18 protein-coding genes are annotated in these 15559 nt (G+C 53.2%); 14 read left to right on the top strand and 4 right to left on the bottom strand.

The features are described 5' to 3' along the window. Positions 1–58: 58 nt before the first annotated feature. Positions 59–700, bottom strand: coding sequence for a GTP pyrophosphokinase (locus A3842_RS22125; RefSeq protein WP_244169740.1), 642 nt, complete (start codon positions 698–700; stop codon positions 59–61). Between the two features lie 293 nt (positions 701–993). Next, entirely contained in the window at positions 994–1386 is a 393-nt protein-coding gene (locus A3842_RS22120) for a hypothetical protein (protein WP_244169735.1), read from the bottom strand. Between the two features lie 214 nt (positions 1387–1600). On the opposite strand from A3842_RS22120, the gene A3842_RS22115 reads away from it, so the two are divergent. Genes A3842_RS22115 through A3842_RS22100 form a run of 4 tightly spaced genes read left to right on the top strand, consistent with a single transcriptional unit; the run spans position 1601 to position 4267 of the window. Then, positions 1601–2377, top strand: coding sequence for a zinc ribbon domain-containing protein (locus A3842_RS22115; RefSeq protein WP_074102769.1), 777 nt, complete (start codon positions 1601–1603; stop codon positions 2375–2377). A 33-nt stretch (positions 2378–2410) separates the two neighbouring features. Further along, positions 2411–3271, top strand: coding sequence for a TrmB family transcriptional regulator (locus A3842_RS22110; protein WP_074102755.1), 861 nt, complete (start codon positions 2411–2413; stop codon positions 3269–3271). A gap of 42 nt (positions 3272–3313) precedes the next feature. Beyond that, the gene (locus tag A3842_RS22105) at positions 3314–3619 is read left to right on the top strand and encodes a hypothetical protein (protein ID WP_074086754.1); all 306 of its coding nucleotides are present in this window, start codon (positions 3314–3316) and stop codon (positions 3617–3619) included. Between the two features lie 54 nt (positions 3620–3673). Next, the gene (locus tag A3842_RS22100; protein WP_074086755.1) at positions 3674–4267 is read left to right on the top strand and encodes a xanthine phosphoribosyltransferase; all 594 of its coding nucleotides are present in this window, start codon (positions 3674–3676) and stop codon (positions 4265–4267) included. Between the two features lie 232 nt (positions 4268–4499). Here A3842_RS22100 and A3842_RS22095 read toward each other — a convergent pair whose 3' ends face one another. Both A3842_RS22095 and A3842_RS22090 read right to left on the bottom strand, forming a co-directional pair. After that, positions 4500–5450 carry a diacylglycerol/lipid kinase family protein gene (locus tag A3842_RS22095; RefSeq protein WP_074102754.1) on the bottom strand — a complete coding sequence of 317 codons (951 nt, stop codon included), beginning with the start codon at positions 5448–5450 and terminating at the stop codon, positions 4500–4502. Positions 5451–5580: 130 nt separating this feature from the next. Next, positions 5581–5919: a DUF4870 domain-containing protein gene (locus A3842_RS22090; protein ID WP_074086757.1), complete on the bottom strand. Its 339-nt coding sequence runs from the start codon at positions 5917–5919 to the stop codon at positions 5581–5583. A 656-nt stretch (positions 5920–6575) separates the two neighbouring features. On the opposite strand from A3842_RS22090, the gene A3842_RS22085 reads away from it, so the two are divergent. The 10 genes from A3842_RS22085 to A3842_RS22040 all read left to right on the top strand — a co-directional run bounded on the left by A3842_RS22085 (position 6576) and on the right by A3842_RS22040 (position 15555). Further along, positions 6576–6764 (top strand): hypothetical protein, encoded by a 189-nt coding sequence (locus A3842_RS22085; protein ID WP_019913840.1) that lies wholly within the window; start codon positions 6576–6578, stop codon positions 6762–6764. Positions 6765–7169: 405 nt separating this feature from the next. Further along, a complete protein-coding gene (gene coxB / locus A3842_RS22080; RefSeq protein ID WP_074086758.1) occupies positions 7170–8219 on the top strand; it encodes a cytochrome c oxidase subunit II in 1050 nt (349 codons plus the stop codon). 128 nt (positions 8220–8347) lie between these two features. Beyond that, positions 8348–10186, top strand: coding sequence for a cytochrome c oxidase subunit I (gene ctaD, locus A3842_RS22075; protein ID WP_074086890.1), 1839 nt, complete (start codon positions 8348–8350; stop codon positions 10184–10186). Positions 10187–10192: 6 nt separating this feature from the next. Then, the gene (locus A3842_RS22070) at positions 10193–10816 is read left to right on the top strand and encodes a cytochrome (ubi)quinol oxidase subunit III (protein ID WP_074086759.1); all 624 of its coding nucleotides are present in this window, start codon (positions 10193–10195) and stop codon (positions 10814–10816) included. A 2-nt stretch (positions 10817–10818) separates the two neighbouring features. Then, positions 10819–11145 carry a cytochrome C oxidase subunit IV family protein gene (locus tag A3842_RS22065; protein ID WP_074086760.1) on the top strand — a complete coding sequence of 109 codons (327 nt, stop codon included), beginning with the start codon at positions 10819–10821 and terminating at the stop codon, positions 11143–11145. A 595-nt stretch (positions 11146–11740) separates the two neighbouring features. Next, on the top strand, positions 11741–12667 hold the full coding sequence (gene ctaG / locus A3842_RS22060) for a cytochrome c oxidase assembly factor CtaG (RefSeq protein ID WP_074102753.1): 927 nt from the start codon (positions 11741–11743) through the stop codon (positions 12665–12667). Between the two features lie 26 nt (positions 12668–12693). Beyond that, the gene (locus A3842_RS22055) at positions 12694–13161 is read left to right on the top strand and encodes a DUF420 domain-containing protein (RefSeq protein ID WP_074086762.1); all 468 of its coding nucleotides are present in this window, start codon (positions 12694–12696) and stop codon (positions 13159–13161) included. Positions 13162–13421: 260 nt separating this feature from the next. Then, positions 13422–14150, top strand: a complete 729-nt coding sequence (locus A3842_RS22050) for a hypothetical protein (RefSeq protein WP_143186337.1) — start codon at positions 13422–13424, stop codon at positions 14148–14150. 60 nt (positions 14151–14210) lie between these two features. Beyond that, positions 14211–14606, top strand: coding sequence for a GntR family transcriptional regulator (locus tag A3842_RS22045; RefSeq protein ID WP_074102751.1), 396 nt, complete (start codon positions 14211–14213; stop codon positions 14604–14606). A 16-nt stretch (positions 14607–14622) separates the two neighbouring features. Further along, a complete protein-coding gene (locus A3842_RS22040; protein WP_074102750.1) occupies positions 14623–15555 on the top strand; it encodes an ABC transporter ATP-binding protein in 933 nt (310 codons plus the stop codon). Positions 15556–15559: the final 4 nt, after the last annotated feature.

The raw sequence follows: 15559 nt of genomic DNA, 5'->3' as shown, positions 1-15559 counted from the left end.
CCCGCTGTTCATATGCTGCCTTTTTAGATGATATAAGTCCTAATTTTGTTCAGGGGTCTTATTTCGTGGAGGGACCTTCCGCCAGCTCCAGAATCTCCCGGCGGAGGCGGAGCATTTTCTGGTCCAGTTCATCGGCGGCGCGTGCCGCTTCCTTCAATTCCTCGGCGACATGGGGAGGGAGCTGCTTGTCGAATTTATAATATAGAATATGCTCCATGCTGGCCCAGAAATCCATCGCAAGCGTGCGCAGCTGAATTTCGGCCTTCACCCAGCGGGTTCCCTCCAGCAGCACCAGCGGCATGGCTACAATGAGATGCAGACTTTGATAGCCATTGGGTTTGGGGTGGGCAATATAATCCTTGATCTCCAGCACCCGCATGTCTTCGCGTGCACACAAATGGTCGACCAGACGGTAGATATCCTTTACAAAGGCGCAGACGATCCGCATGCCTGCGATATCATGAATGTGCTGCTCCATATTGTCCAGTGTGAATTCATGCCCTTTGCGTTCCATCTTCTGCAGAATGCTCTTGGGCTCCTTGATCCGGCACTTGACATGCTCAATCGGACTGAAACCGTCGCGCACCTGCCATTCCGTCTTGATGATATCAATCTTATTCTCAAGCTCATTCAGTGCATGGCGGTAGAGCGCCGGCAGCGCTTTGAAGCTTTCCATCTGCTTGGCGAAGTCTTCGCTCATTTGCCACTTCTGCAAATCCTTGACATGTACCTGCAACTGATTCAGCGTAACCTGTGTACTATCGTTTTCTTCCACTGAGACTCTCCCGGTATTCATGATTTGTGACTGGTTCATAATTATATTTTAACCCATGTAGAGCCCTGGAAGCAAAAAAATAAGACCCGGTCCCTCTGGATGAATGCCGGGGAGTCCGGGTCCTGAAATGGAAGAAAAGCAGCTCGCGGCCAGTTTTGCAGAAACATTTTGACGTCCGCCGCGTATTAGCACACATAAAGTTTCGGGCAGGCGCGTAGTTATTTGTTGGTAGGCGAGCCCCCATCATAGCCTGTGTCCTCGTAGCCGGTGTTGGCAAGCTTCGGCAGAACATTCAGCTGTTCGATTGTCTGACGGGTCTCCGGGGTGCCATGGCGGTGGACATACTGAAATACCCGGAGGGTCTGATCGTCGAACTGGTTAATGGCCTCATCGTGGTCTGCGGACTTGTAGGGCACAAACGCACGCCGGAAGGCATACTCGTCCTCCCTGGCCAAATCCTTGAGGATATCCTGAAGCCCTGTCAGCTCTTCAGCGGTAAGCAGGACCTCATACTCACCCGAGTCATTGCGCACATCCTGAATGAGGCCATGACTTACGGACACGAAATAGCGTTTCTTGTCATCGCCATGCAAGTGTAATCCCTCCATCATTCGATGTTTCTCGCTAAAACGGGTACTGTCCTTAGTAGGACGGAGAAGCCGTTTTCACGTAGTATTATACACAGAATGACAAATAATGAATCTGGCCGGGACATTTGGTATGATAGAAGCACAATTCCGCTTCTGCAAGGAGCGTAAAGGGTTAACTACACTATACGAGGCTGCGATCAGCCCGGTTCTCACTCTGGAGAAGGAGGAACTTACAATGAATTTTTTGCAACGGATCAAGGACGGTGCCAGCCGGGTGAGCGAAAAAGCGCAAAGCTCGGTGGAAATTGGCAAACTGAATGGTCAAATATCGGATATTGAGCGTGAGATGGAAATGGAATTTATGAAAATGGGAAAGCTTTTCTACGATGGCTTCCGTTTAAGGGATATGTCGGTGGCGGAAGGCAAAATGGTGGAACTCTCACGGGGCTGCTTCAAGTTTCAGGAGCAGATTGACGAGCTGCGTGCACGTATTGCCGAGCTGAAGAATGAACGTCTCTGCGCCTGCGGGCATGTGGTCGCTCTGGATGCTAATTTCTGCCCGCACTGCGGACGCAAGCTGGAGGGCATCTCCCCGAGAAAAGAAGCGGCGGCAGTGAGCGTACATACCGTTCATGAGCACGAAGAGGAAGAGGATGAATACTACGGCGAGGACGAATTAACTGAAGCCGAAAAAGAACTCGCAATGAGACATGAGAATCGTGCCGTGTACACCGAGGTGCTTCCTGAAGAGGAAGAACTGCCTTTGGAGAATTATGCCGGAAATGCCCAGCATGAGGAGCGCAGCCGCCGCGAGGCCGATGAACTGGAGCGTGAACGCGAGCGGCAGCTTGAGCTGGACCGGCGGATCCGGGACTGGAAGGCCAGTGAACCGGAGGAAGCGGCTGTCAGTGAGGGCAGCGGTGTGCGCGACATCGTGAAATGCCAGATCTGCCGGGCTGATCTGCCCAAGGGCTCCATGTGGTGCCCGCGCTGCGGTTCAGAGCAACTATAGACAGAGTCAGAGACAGCTTAGGGGGACACATAGATGGAACAGTTGCTGCTGCATCTGCGCAATTTGGGCTTCACGGAGATGGAGTCCAAAATCATGATCGAGCTGGCCACCAAAGGCCAGGCTTCGGGCTACGAGGTCGCCAAACAGCTCGGAGTATCCAGATCCAACGTATATGCGGCGCTGCAGCGCCTGACTCAGCAAGGATATGTAAGATGCGGTGAAGGGGAACCGGCGCGTTACAGCGTGCTGGACCCGGAGGAGCTGGCGACAATGATTTCCGGCCGGGTACAGGCATCGCTGGCTTATATGGAAAGTGAAATGCCCCGCGGCGGGCCGGTAAGCCCGTCCTTTTATAATGTCGAGGGTGACCGCAACGTAATGGGGGCGCTGATCCGCCAGTTGAATCTCGCCCGGCAGGAGATCGTGGTTGATGTATGGCGCGAGGAGGCTTCGCTGCTGCGCAGCGAGCTGGAGCAGGCGGAACTGCGCGGAGTGAAGCTGCTGTGGGCTTTTGACGGCGGCAATTCCGTTCCCGCACCCTATCCGGCCTGGCCGCCACTTGGCGGTAAGCTGGCTAGAAGCGGGGGGCGCAAGTTTTCTTTTGTCATCGATAGGAACTGGTGTATGCTGGGCATGCGTTATGAAGATGGAACCGCACAGGCGGTGGTCACGGAGCATCCAGTGCTGGTGGAGCTCTTGCTGAACCACTTTACACAGGAAATGGTGCTTTTTGAACTGGAAGAAGACATGGGAACTGAACTGACCAGGCGTTACGGTGAGCGCTACAGCCGGATTTTCGGTAAATATGTGCTGCATGACCCGTCTGGGGAAGAAGCGGAGAGAACCGGAGAGCAGGTTGCAGGGGAGATGCGGTCCGAAGATTCTCCCGATTAGTGAGCGCTGCGGAGCCGATATTAGCTTAGGGAGGTGAAAAGCATGGAGTGTATCGTCCATTTTGAGGTGAATCATACCGAAGGTGTGAAGCCGCTGCGCGGTCTGCTGTTTCTGGACGAGGGACAGATTCCTGGAGAGAAAGAGCTGGTTGATATGTTCAAGGATATGAAGTTTGATGTACGGCTGGATGACCGTGAGAAGCTGATCTTTAAGCCTGTAAATCCCGGGGAAACCTACTCGGAGATTCGCATCACTAGCTTTGATAATGGAAAGACAGACGGTAAAGAGGATCATAATCTGAAGTCGATCGTCGGTAACCTGCTGCCACAGAAGCCCAACGGGCTGTAAGTAAGGTGCGAGTAAGGAACATGGGTCCATGGGATGGGAGAAGGAGGGGCACAGATGAAGTTGTTGAGACAAAAGGTTATAAGTGAAGGAATTGTTCTCGGACAGGGCGTGCTCAAGGTGGATTCTTTTCTGAATCACCAGATGGACCCGTTTCTGATGCGTGAGGTTGGGCGTGAGTTTACCCGCCGTTTCGCGGGGGAAGAAGTGACGAAGGTGCTGACCATCGAATCCTCCGGGATTGCGCCAGGCATCATGACCGCGCTGGAGCTTGAGGTTCCGCTGATTTTTGCCCGCAAGCAGAAGTCTCTGACCCTGACGGAAGATATATTCGTAGAAAAAGTATATTCGTTCACGAAAAAAGAAAGCAATGAAATTACGGTTTCCAAAAAGTTCATTGCTCCCGGCGAGCGGGTACTGATCGTAGATGATTTCCTGGCCAACGGCGAGGCAGCCTTCGGACTGGCACGGATCGTTGAGCAGGCAGGCGGGACGGTGGCGGGAATCGGCATTGTGATCGAAAAAGCGTTTCAGCCCGGGAACAGGCTGCTTAAGGAAGCCGGCTACCGCGTGGAATCGCTCGTGCGCATTGCTTCGCTGGATGATGGCATCATCACCTTTGTGGAGGAGGACGCGGAGCTCTCTGACTGAGGTTCCGGCGGATAAACCGTCCATCGGCAGATCAGGATGTCCCTGTGCGGGGGCTTCGGACCCGTGGAATACTGTATGCATAGCCATAAAATCAAAACGAACCCTATCGCCACTTTGCAGTGGAGAAGGGTTCGTTTCTTTGTTAAGAGAGGAAGCGGCGATTGTTGCGGAGCATCCGCTGTGCATGCCGCTTGGCAGGTTCGGCCGGGATCTCGCCGTACAACGTACCCGCCTAGCCGCTCGCGGTGCAGGAGCCGGCTACTCCGTCAGCGCTCAGCGCAGCGGCCAGCGGTGAGAGCACGCGCAGCGCGCCCGGCTCACAGCGCACCGTCAGCGGCGCTGTGCCCAGGCTCTCGCCGTCGCCGATGGCCTGGCGCGGCTCAGCGAAGCGGACGGCTACGCTGCGTCCGCGCAGCATGGTCACGAAGGGCAGCGTGGTATGCTTGCCCTTCACGACCGTCGGGAACAGCCGCAGCAGTTGCCCGCGGCTGACTCCGTGCACCACGCAGACGTCGAGCAGGCCGTCATCGGCCTTCGCCTGCGGGCAGATCAGGAGCCCGCCGCCGTAGCTGGGCAGGTTGCAGATCGAGACAAGCCAAGCTGTCTCGAAGGCCTCCTCTTTCCCGTCGCAGGTCACGCTCACGCGGCAGGGCTTAAAGGTCATCAGCGTATGCAGAATGCCGATGAGGTAGGCCAGCTGTCCAGCCCTGATGGCGTTGCATAGCCGCTTGTAGCGGCTGTTGTTCACATTGACGGCCACCTGGGCGTCAAAGCCGCTGGCCACGGCGGTCAGCGTCAGGCCGTCCTCGCCTGACAGCACGTCCGCTGTCAGGCAGCGGTCCTGCAGCGCGGCGTCCAGCGCGGCCTCCGTGGCCAGCGGGATGCCGAAGCCCCGGGCCGTATCGTTGCCGGAGCCGGCGGGGATTACCGCCAGCGCCACGCCTCTGCGCCGCAGCGCGCCCAGCACGCTGTGGATCGTGCCGTCGCCGCCGATCACGATGGCGGCGCGCCAGTCCTCGCGGTGCGCGAGCGCATGCAGAACCTGGGACTCGGCGCTGTCCGCGCTTTGCGTGAACAGTGCTTCGTAAGCGGTACCGCGAGCCTGAAGCATGGCTTCCACGGCATGCCAGGTCCGCTCACCTGCCCCTCCCCCGGAGCGGGGATTTATGATCAATAAATACATGAATGTTCCTCCAGCCTGCAGATTCCTGTATGTCCTGATTCCATTGTACGGAGGAGCGGAGCAAAAGGGAATCTTTTTAGCAAGGATCAGCAAAGACCCGCTGGCACCCAGGTAAGGAACCGGGGTGCCGTTATAGCTTGCGGAGCTGATTTTCTGCGATATCCCCTACCCAGGGCAGCCTATACCACCTTCCACCCAGTGCGTGGTAGATCATCAGCAGCCACACGGCGAACGAGCACAGTGAGATGAGGGCGGCGAAGAATGGACCCAGCAGCGGAATGAATCCGCACAGCACATGGATAATCATCAGCACGCCGAAGGCGATCAGCGACTGAAGTGCATGGAACAGCACGAAGCGGCTGCGTTTTTCAAGAGCGAGAAATACAATCCCGCCAATGAACGGGAAAAAGTAACAGAGGGCAGCAGCGATATGGTCCGGTAATCCGGTGGAGGATTTGATAGGGGACAAGGGCTCACTCTCCTTGGGTGTGGTGGAAGAAGGCAGATTGCCTATTCCTGCTTCCTTACAAGCCTATGAGAGGTTCGTATAAAGTATGTGGCTGCTAACGCCGCAAAGTTAATCCGATTGCCCCTAAAAACCGATGTAATTAGTAAGCACTCTGGTAATGGGCAGTGAACAAAGCGCATACATACGGCTGATATTTTTGCCAGGACTGGGCATTATATCAACATCAGCACCTGTGCAGCCCTCACTGAGAGTCCCTTCTGTTCACGGAGTGTTCACAACCCTAACCTGCATCGGAAGGTAAAATTCATAAAAAAATCCTTTCGCACATTTTACATGGAAAGGTGGAACTTGGACTGGAATATGATACAATATAACGATAAGGCCCGAAAGGAGTGATTCAGCAAGTGGCTCTTCGGGTAACTAAAGTGTCTAAGGGGTCCGATTTATCGGGATGTCCTTATTCTCAGCCCAAATCACGACGAACCTGCTTCACCGGCGAGACGGAATTCCTTTATTGGAAGGATGGTATTGGCGGATAATGCAAGCCACGTATGTGTATGGTTTCTGAACTTGCATTCAAGGTTACGGCGAACTTTTCATCATGCATTCTCTACTATCGGAGCATTCATTTTCAATGTTTTGGGAGGGAACTGATCATGGCAAGTAAAGGTCATAACGAAGTCAAGGAAAGTCTGCGGGAAATGACACGAATTTTCCGGCCCAAAGATCCCAAGAAATTTGTGAAGGAGTACGTCCGTAAGTATCGGATTACGGGAGGCTATGAAGAAGAGCTGACCATGGTCGTGGAGCATGAGCTGGTGAGAATGAACTCATCCGTCTCTTGAACAACAGACAGTTGTACTAAGCATGCTGCTTCTTGAAAGACATCAATCTGAGTCATTACATCCATGAGGATTCTCATAAACCGTGCCCGGGCCGCTTGCTGCCGCAGGAAACGGTTTTTTTTGTATGCCCATTTAAATTGCGCATAACAAATCTTTTAAAATAGTCAAATGAATTAATAGACATAATTAGTTATGTATGCGCTTTATTCATTATAGCAGATATGAAGGTACTTTTGAAAGCGCTATTAAAGTCAATTGGGACAAGACTTCCTGCTGGACAATGCAACATGTGAATTTGTTGTGAACGATTGACAAAACCCCCCTTCAAACTTATATTAATAGTGATTGTTATAATTGACAGGATAATACTCTAATCTACGAAATCGGGAAAAGCGGGGTAGATCAATGATGAAAACGTGGCAGGCTGGAAAGCGGCTTCTTCCCATGACCGCAGCGCTTGGACTCATTCTTGCCGGATGTGGGCGGGAGGACCTGTCGGTGCTTCGACCGCAGGGACCGGCGGCGGAAAGCTCGTTCGATCTGATGAAGCTGTCGATCACCATCATGATCGTAGTACTGCTGATCGTCTTCTCTATAGCAGCCTATGTGCTAATCCGTTTCCGCCGCAAACCGGATCAGAGCGAAATGCCTGAGCAGGTCGAGGGCAACTTCAAGCTCGAAGTGCTCTGGACGGTCATTCCATTGATTCTCGTAGTTGTGCTGGCCGTCCCTACGGTGAAAGCGGTGTTTGCCGCCGGGAATGATCATGCGAACGACAAAGATGCGATAAAGGTTAAAGTGACAGGGCACCAGTACTGGTGGGAATTCGAGTATACCGATTACGGAATAACCACAGCACAGGATCTGGTGATTCCCGCCGGGAAAGATATCGCTTTTGAGCTTAGCACGAAGGATGTATTACATTCCTTCTGGGTACCCTCCCTCTCTGGCAAAATGGACACCAACCCTGAAGGATCAACAAACCGTTTCAGCTTCAGTGCACCAAATGAAGGCGTTTACCGGGGCAAATGTGCAGAGCTGTGCGGTCCTTCCCATGGCTTCATGGAGTTTAAGGTGAAATCAGTCAGCGAAGCGGCGTTTGAAAAATGGGTGAATTCCATGAAAGCTCCAGCGGTGCTGCCGGAGGACCCGGCGCTTGCCAAGACGTTCAAGTCCCAGTGTCTGACCTGCCATGCGGTAGGGGAGATGCCTGACATGTCGAGTGCCCCGAACCTGACCGGGATTGGCTCCCGGGAGTCGGTGGCCGGAATCTTGCTGAATGATGATACAGGGGCGGATGGCGCTCCGGTGCTGGAGAATCTTAAGACCTGGCTGCATGATACCAAGGGCGTTAAGCCTGGCAACAAGATGCCTGACCCTAAGAAGGATATGGGACTGAGTGATGAAGAGATCGACGGAATTGCGGAGTATTTGGCCGGCTATACGCTGGACTAGAGCTTACAACCTGCAATGGAAGCAGCATATCTGAAAAGGGGGTACGAACCTTGGCTCAAGCAGCGCAGTCCCTGAATCCATCACCACCTTTGAGGCATGGCCACAGCGTGAAGCGTCATACCGGACTGATGGACTGGATTACTACCGTCGATCATAAAAAGATAGCGATTCTTTACCTGTGGGCTGGAGGCTTGTTTTTTGGCATCGGCGGGCTTGAGGCCATTCTGATCCGTATCCAGCTCATCAAGCCGATGAATACGTTTCTGGATGCCCAGACGTTCAATGAACTGATTACGATGCATGGTACAACCATGATTTTCCTGGGCGTCATGCCAGTGATTTTTGCGCTGATGAACGCGGTGATTCCGCTGCAGATCGGGGCCCGCGATGTGGCCTTTCCTTTTCTGAATTCGCTGGGCTTCTGGACCTTCCTGTTTGGCGGCATCCTGCTCAATCTCAGCTGGATCATGGGCGGTGCGCCTGATGCGGGATGGACCGCGTACACCCCATTATCCACTATCCAGTACAGTGGAACGCATGGGGTTGATTTCTATACCATCGGGCTGCAGATTGCCGGTCTCGGGACCCTGATCGGCGGCATTAACTTTCTGGCTACCATCATTACGATGCGCGCGCCGGGGATGTCCTTCATGCGGATGCCGATGTTCGTCTGGGCCAGCTTCATCACGTCCGCGATTATCCTGTTTGCTTTCCCGGCTATTACAGTAGGGCTAGTGCTGCTTACGTTCGACCGGATTCTCGGAGCCAATTTCTTCGAAACCTCGTCAGGCGGCAACCCGGTGCTCTGGCAGCATATCTTCTGGATCTTCGGTCATCCCGAAGTGTATATTCTGATTCTTCCTGCATTCGGCATCATTTCGGAGGTTATCCCGACTTTTGCCCGGAAGCGGCTGTTCGGCTACAGCTCCATGGTTTTTGCCACGATTCTGATCGCCTTTCTGGGCTTCATGGTCTGGGCGCATCACATGTTCACGACAGGCCTTGGTCCGGTAGCGAATGCGCTGTTCTCGGTATCGACGATGCTGATTGCCGTGCCGACCGGGATCAAGATCTTCAACTGGCTGTTTACGATGTGGGGCGGGCAGGTTCGTTTTACGAGTCCTAATCTGTTCGCAGTCGGTTTCATTCCCACCTTCACGATGGGCGGCGTAACCGGGGTCATGCTGGCCTCTGCGCCTGCGGACTTTCAGTTCCATGATACGTACTTTGTCGTTGCACATTTCCATTACGTCATTGTTGGCGGTCTGGTATCCGGACTGTTCGCAGGACTGCACTATTGGTGGCCGAAGATGTTCGGCCGGATGCTAAGCGAACGCTTAGGCAAATGGACTTTCTGGACCTTCATTATCGGCTTCCATCTCACTTTCTTCGTGCAGCATTTCCTGGGACTTATGGGGATGCAGCGCCGGGTATTCACGTATTTGCCGAATCAGCAGTTTGACCTGCTTAATCTGGTCAGTACGATAGGCGCGGGGCTGATGGGTGTGGGGATGCTTATTTTCCTCACGAATATCTTCCTCACTTCCAGAAAACCGGCAGACGCAGCAGACGATCCCTGGGGAGACGGCCGCACGCTGGAGTGGACGATTTCCTCGCCGCCGCCGGAATACAATTTCAAACAGACGCCGCTGGTGCGGGGCCTGGATGCTTTCTGGAAGGAAAAAACCTCCGGTCATACCGCTATGACGCCTGCTGAGCCGGTCGGTCCGATCCATATGCCATCGGCGACGATCCTGCCGTTCCTGATGTCGGTCGGCATCTTTATTGCCGGATTTGGCTTTATGTTCAGCCGGGATGACTTCGGGAATGCGTTCATGAGCTTTATGTTCAATAACTATCTGGTTACGGCCATAGGGCTGCTGATCACCTTTGGATCGATGCTGGTACGGTCGCTCTATGATGATCACGGCTGGCATATCGAGCCTGAAGAGCTGGAAGGAAGGTGAGCGGACATGACAACAGCACATGCTGAGGCGGCAGGCACTCTTCCGCACGAACCGGAAAAGGCAACCCTGGAAGGAAGGAATAAGGTGCTGGCCTTCTGGCTGTTCCTAGGCGGAGAGTCGGTGCTGTTCGGCACATTGTTTGCCACATTCCTGGCTCTGCGCAATCAGACTAATGAGGGTCCGTCGGCGAATGAACTGTTCCACCTGCCGCTGGTGGCGGCTGCAACCTTCCTTCTGCTGGTGAGCAGTCTGACCAGTGTGTTTGCCATCCAGGCCATGCACCGCAATAAGCCGGCGCTGCTGCGCAATTGGCTGCTGATTACAGTCTTTCTGGGGCTTGGCTTCCTAGGTCTGGAAATCTACGAATTCAGCGAATATATAAGACATGAAAAGTTCGGCATGACGACAAGCGCCTTCAGCTCCGCATTTTATACTCTGGTTGGTTTCCATGGTGCCCACGTGGCTTTTGGCATTCTCTGGATTTCCGTATTGATCGGACAACTGGCGCGCAAAGGGCTTACAGTCATAACCGCACCCAAAATTTATGTGTCCGCCATGTACTGGCATTTCATAGATGTGGTGTGGGTCTTTATCTTTACCGTCGTATACCTGCTCGGAAAGGTGGGGTAACCATGGCGACAGAACAGCATTCCCCTTCGGATGGTGCAGTGAAGCACCGTCACCGGCAGGAAGGGCCGCAGCGGCATATCGTGGTGTTTGTCCTCTCTGTTGTCCTGACGCTGATTGCCTTTGCGGCTGTTGCCGCCGGAGGCGTCAACGCTACATTTGCCGTGATCCTGTTGCTGGTGATGGCCGTGTTTCAGGTCATCCTGCAGATGGGCTTTTGGATGCATCTCAAGGATAAAGGGCACTTGCTGCCGATTATATTCATGCTGGGCGGCTTTTTTATTGCCGGAACCTGCATCGTGATGGCGCTGTATTGGGTATGGTGGGATTAATGAGACAGGGCGGCGATGCCGCCTTTTTTGCTATAAGAAGAGCGGACGCTGCTGAATGAGAAATAAGGGTGAGTATGGAGGCTCAGTGAGGAGGTTAGAGCGGCGCGGGTTACTTCACTAACTAATTTGCTGGTGGTAAAAGGAGTTAGCGGGAGCGAGATGAAATAAACATAATTCTCGTTACTGGGGCTGGAGTTGGGTTTAGTTGGAAAAAGTAGAGTTAATTCTCCCGTTTAGGGGTGAAACCGACTATTAGTGGGAAAAAGTAAACTTAATTTGGCTGAAAACTGCAAAGGAGTATGGTTTTAACCGAATTAGTTGTACAAATTCCACTTAGCAATCGCAGACGTGGGGAAGGTAGCGTACCGCCTCGGTCCTCACCATACCGGGTAGCGTACCGCCTCAGGCCTCACCACTCCGGGTAGCGTACCGCCTTAGGTTCCGCCCTCCCGGGTAGCGTACCGCCTCAGGTTCCGCCCTCTAAGGTAGTGACCGAATCAGGCTCAGTGAGTCTCAGGCCTTCCATCCGGTCAGCGCTTCAACTGTGCTTCCAACCTTTGTCCCATCAAATATCCTGTACGAGGAGGCCTGAAACATGCCGGGATTATCCTTTTTTAGCTTTGCCGAGCTGTGGAGTCCGCTGTTTCTTGCGGTCATGCTGCTTTTGTCAGCCGGCTACTTTGTAGGGATAGGTCCGCTTGCCGGGCGTTTTCCGGGTTCATCTACAGTTCAGCTATGGCGGCGGCTCTCGTTCATCTTTGGTATGCTGGCGCTGTATCTGGCCCAGGGTGGACCGCTCAGCCTGCTGGGGCATATTTTGTTCTCTTTTCACATGGTGAGCATGGCTTTCTCTTATCTGGTGGCGGTACCGTTGATCATGCTGGGCATTCCGGATTGGGCCTGGCGGGCTCTGCTGAAGGCAGTTCCTCTTCCGCTACGGCGGTTATCCTTTCTGGCTCAGCCCGTGGTGGCGGCGCTGCTGTTCAACGGACTATTTTCGCTCTATCATATCCCCGTGATTCATGATTATGTCATGCTGCATTTTACGGTGCACCGGATTTACTATGCGGTACTCTTCCTGACCTCCGCACTCATGTGGTGGAATCTGATCAATCCGCTGCCGGAGCTGCGGAGCTTAAGCGGACTGGGCCAGATCGGGTTTATCTTTCTGAACATGGTACTGCTGACCCCGGCTTGCGGACTGATCATATTTGCGGGAGCGCCGTTATATGCCACTTATAGTGATCCGCAGACCTGGGCGCGGGCGATGGGGTACTGTGTGTCCGGGAGTCCAGCAGCGCTGCTGCAGGCTTTTGGCGGTCCGGCCTTCTTCGGCTGGCTGTCGCCTAAGGTGGATCAGCAGGTGGGCGGGATCGCCATGAAGTTCATTCAGGAATTTATTTTTGCCTCGATGCTTGCTTATGTGTTCTATCATTGGTATAAAAAAGAGAACGGGCAAGACGATGCGGAAGTCTCCGCGCCCTCTTCCGAGCTGGAAGAGCATGTTATGACCCGGGTATAGCAGGTAGAGCACCGAGGAGGATAATCATGGATATTTTCACAGTGTTTCCGACGATCAGCACATCTTTCATCGTGATCAGTGCGGTGCTGGTAGCTATTGGCTGGAGACAAATTATTAAAGGTAAACGCGAAGCGCACAAGAAGACGATGATTGCCGCCGCTGTCGCTGCTGTACTGTTTTTCATCGTATATATGTCAAGAACGGTGTTTGTAGGCAATACTTCGTGGGGTGGTCCGAATAGTCTGTCGCTGTTGTACCACATTTTTCTGATTTTTCATATTGTGCTGGCAACGGTGGCAGCCGTATTTGGAATTACCACGCTTACTCTCGGCTTCAAGGCTCAGTATGCCAAGCACCGGAAATGGGGCAGAGTGACCGCAGTGATCTGGTTCATTACAGCCATTACAGGAGTAGCGGTATATGTGCTGCTGTACATATTTTATCCTGGCGGACATACGAAGCCTGTATGGGATGCCATTTGGGGTTTTAATTGAAGTAAGAATCGGCCTGTACCGCTGCATCCTTCATAGGAATGCAGGGTACAGGCCTTTTTGATGTGATTTACACCTTTATGAACGGAAGGTAGCAAATCTTGTTCAAATTCGGAAGCAGACAGTTTATAACTTTGGGTTGACACTGGAAAATGAAGGACATATACTGTGTATATAGATATACACAGTAAGCACACAGGAAGCACACTCAGATGATAATTGATGCACACCATGTTACTGAACATAAAGTGAGGTTAAAGTTGATGACAACGATAAGAGATGCCTTGATTATTGTCCGGGGGGACTTTCGGGCCGATAAACTGAAGCTGTTGTGGGCACTGGCCTTCGCCATTGTTTTTATGGGCTATATTTCCATATTTAGCGGAATGATTCTGGATGATGTACTGGAGTCGGGGGACGGGAAGGTGCTGGCAGATATCCTGCTGCTGTCAATGACGCCGATGCTTGGCGTCACTTTCTCCAGGCGTACGATGAAGTATTTAAGTGAGGACTCGTATACCCGGATGCTCGCTTATATGCGCAGTCTCCCGGTTCCGGTGGCTGTGATTCTGTGTAAGAGAAAGCTGCATACCCTCTTCTCCCTTTCTCTGAACGGGGTGCTCCTCTTCGGCCTTATTTATGCCATTAGCGGACAGATTCGAAGCGAGTTGACTATCCCTGCTTATCTCTCCTTTGCATTAATTTGGACAGGGTTCGCACTTGTGATGTCGGGGCTGTACACTTTCATTGAATTGCTGGTTAGCGGTAAAATATATTTCTGTCTTCTCCTGCTCATCGTGTTGCTGTGCATGGGTGCGGCCCTGCTGGTCTGGGAGTTCGGAGGGAATCTGTTCCTCTACAGCTTACAAAATGCGAAGGAATGGGGCTTAGCCTCCCCGTTGATGTGGTCAACGCTGTTGCTGGGAACCGTATCCGTGCAGCTGTTTTCCAAATGGACCATCTATCGGCTGAAGAGCCGTGATCTCGTATGAGGGGACTGAAGGATAGGGAGGATCTCCGGGTGGCCGGAGCGTGGAAAGCGGGTGTGAATCATGTGGATACCGATACAAATTAACGAGAATAGCGCTGAGCCGCTGTACCACCAGATCGAAACCCAGCTCAAATCGCTGATTATCAGCGGAACCATCACCGAGGGTACACTTCTGCCGTCGATCCGGGAATTTGCCGGTGACCTGAAATGCAGCGTAATCACTGTGCGCCGTGTCTATCAAGATCTGGAGGCCGAGGGTCTGCTGCGTACCAGACAGGGTACAGGTACGTTTGTCTCCCATGTGGGTGAAGGGGCGATGGAGGGATACAAGAAGGAGGCCATCCGCAAGGCGCTGGAAAGTGCAGTGGATGTCGGCTTGTCCGTACAATGCTCTGAAGCGGAGCTGATGGAACTGTTTCGGGAAATTGTGAAGCACAAATATGGATCACAGGAATGAAAGGTGGGGACTTTCAATGGTACAGCAGGCCATAGAGCTGCGTAATGTGAGCAAGAAGCGACGGCGGGGCAAGACGATAGGACCGCTTGATCTGAAGCTCCCGCAAGGCTATATTACCGCACTGGTGGGCCAGAATGGGTCCGGCAAAAGCACACTGCTGCACATGCTTCTGCAGCTGACATTTCCCGACGAGGGAGAGATCCGCTGGCTAGGGCAGCTTTATCCGGACGGGTTGCCGCTGTCGCTTCGCCAGCGTATAGCCTACGTGCCAGAAACCTCAGAAGTGGAAGAGAAGTTCTGGAGTGCCGGAGAGGCTGCTGAATTCCGCCGACACTGGTATCCGGATTGGGACCAGGAATATTTCGAGGAACTGCTGGCGAAATTTGAAGTGCCGCAAGGTGCGAAGCTGGGGAAGATGTCCAAGGGAGAGCGCCGTAAGTTCGAGATTGCTGCCGCTCTGGCACCCCGCCCACAGCTGCTCCTGCTGGATGAACCCTCCTCGGGGCTGGACCCTTTCGCCTGGAAGGCTATGGTTGAGACGCTGCGCAAATATATGGATGCTACCGGTGCTACCGTGGTGATCTCCACCCACATTATTGAAGAAGTGCGGCGGCTCGCAGATTATATCGTGCTGATGCATCAAGGGAGCCTGCTCGGAATGGCCGAAAAGGATAGTCTGTTCGGCTCCTGGAGCGAGCTTTGGGTCCAGGTGGAGAATGAAGAGGAGCTGAGGGAGCTTGCAGGGGAGTTGCCGGGAGCATTGCATTTTGATATGCAGACACCGGGTGTGGCTTCACTCATTACCCCGCAAGCTCAGCAAAATGAGAAACGCATGCAGAATTTAGGCGTAAAGGTTATTAAGAGCCGGATGCTCGAGCTGGATGAGATTTTAAGCTTATGGACACAGGGGCATCGCCCGATTCTGATTGACCAGGAGAGAGGGGATTAGAAGA

It is taken from the genome of Paenibacillus sp. P3E (assembly GCF_001909045.1).
Lineage (GTDB): Bacteria > Bacillota > Bacilli > Paenibacillales > Paenibacillaceae > Paenibacillus_AQ > Paenibacillus_AQ helianthi.
The sequence above is the reverse complement of the archived record's forward strand: the minus strand, read 5'-3'. Positions and strand labels throughout refer to the sequence as shown.

Excerpts from the sequence above, each read along its gene's own strand:
- A3842_RS22125 (WP_244169740.1), bottom strand. The coding sequence starts at position 700 with ATGAGCGAAGACTTCGCCAAGCAGATGGAAAGCTTCAAAGCGCTGCCG.
- A3842_RS22045 (WP_074102751.1), top strand. The coding sequence starts at position 14,211 with ATGTGGATACCGATACAAATTAACGAGAATAGCGCTGAGCCGCTGTAC.
- A3842_RS22055 (WP_074086762.1), top strand. The coding sequence starts at position 12,694 with ATGGATATTTTCACAGTGTTTCCGACGATCAGCACATCTTTCATCGTG.
- coxB (WP_074086758.1), top strand. The coding sequence starts at position 7,170 with ATGATGAAAACGTGGCAGGCTGGAAAGCGGCTTCTTCCCATGACCGCA.
- A3842_RS22120 (WP_244169735.1), bottom strand. The coding sequence starts at position 1,386 with ATGATGGAGGGATTACACTTGCATGGCGATGACAAGAAACGCTATTTC.
- A3842_RS22100 (WP_074086755.1), top strand. The coding sequence starts at position 3,674 with ATGAAGTTGTTGAGACAAAAGGTTATAAGTGAAGGAATTGTTCTCGGA.
- A3842_RS22105 (WP_074086754.1), top strand. The coding sequence starts at position 3,314 with ATGGAGTGTATCGTCCATTTTGAGGTGAATCATACCGAAGGTGTGAAG.
- A3842_RS22115 (WP_074102769.1), top strand. The coding sequence starts at position 1,601 with ATGAATTTTTTGCAACGGATCAAGGACGGTGCCAGCCGGGTGAGCGAA.
- A3842_RS22110 (WP_074102755.1), top strand. The coding sequence starts at position 2,411 with ATGGAACAGTTGCTGCTGCATCTGCGCAATTTGGGCTTCACGGAGATG.
- A3842_RS22040 (WP_074102750.1), top strand. The coding sequence starts at position 14,623 with ATGGTACAGCAGGCCATAGAGCTGCGTAATGTGAGCAAGAAGCGACGG.
- ctaD (WP_074086890.1), top strand. The coding sequence starts at position 8,348 with ATGGACTGGATTACTACCGTCGATCATAAAAAGATAGCGATTCTTTAC.
- A3842_RS22050 (WP_143186337.1), top strand. The coding sequence starts at position 13,422 with ATGACAACGATAAGAGATGCCTTGATTATTGTCCGGGGGGACTTTCGG.
- A3842_RS22065 (WP_074086760.1), top strand. The coding sequence starts at position 10,819 with ATGGCGACAGAACAGCATTCCCCTTCGGATGGTGCAGTGAAGCACCGT.
- ctaG (WP_074102753.1), top strand. The coding sequence starts at position 11,741 with ATGCCGGGATTATCCTTTTTTAGCTTTGCCGAGCTGTGGAGTCCGCTG.
- A3842_RS22085 (WP_019913840.1), top strand. The coding sequence starts at position 6,576 with ATGGCAAGTAAAGGTCATAACGAAGTCAAGGAAAGTCTGCGGGAAATG.
- A3842_RS22095 (WP_074102754.1), bottom strand. The coding sequence starts at position 5,450 with ATGTATTTATTGATCATAAATCCCCGCTCCGGGGGAGGGGCAGGTGAG.
- A3842_RS22070 (WP_074086759.1), top strand. The coding sequence starts at position 10,193 with ATGACAACAGCACATGCTGAGGCGGCAGGCACTCTTCCGCACGAACCG.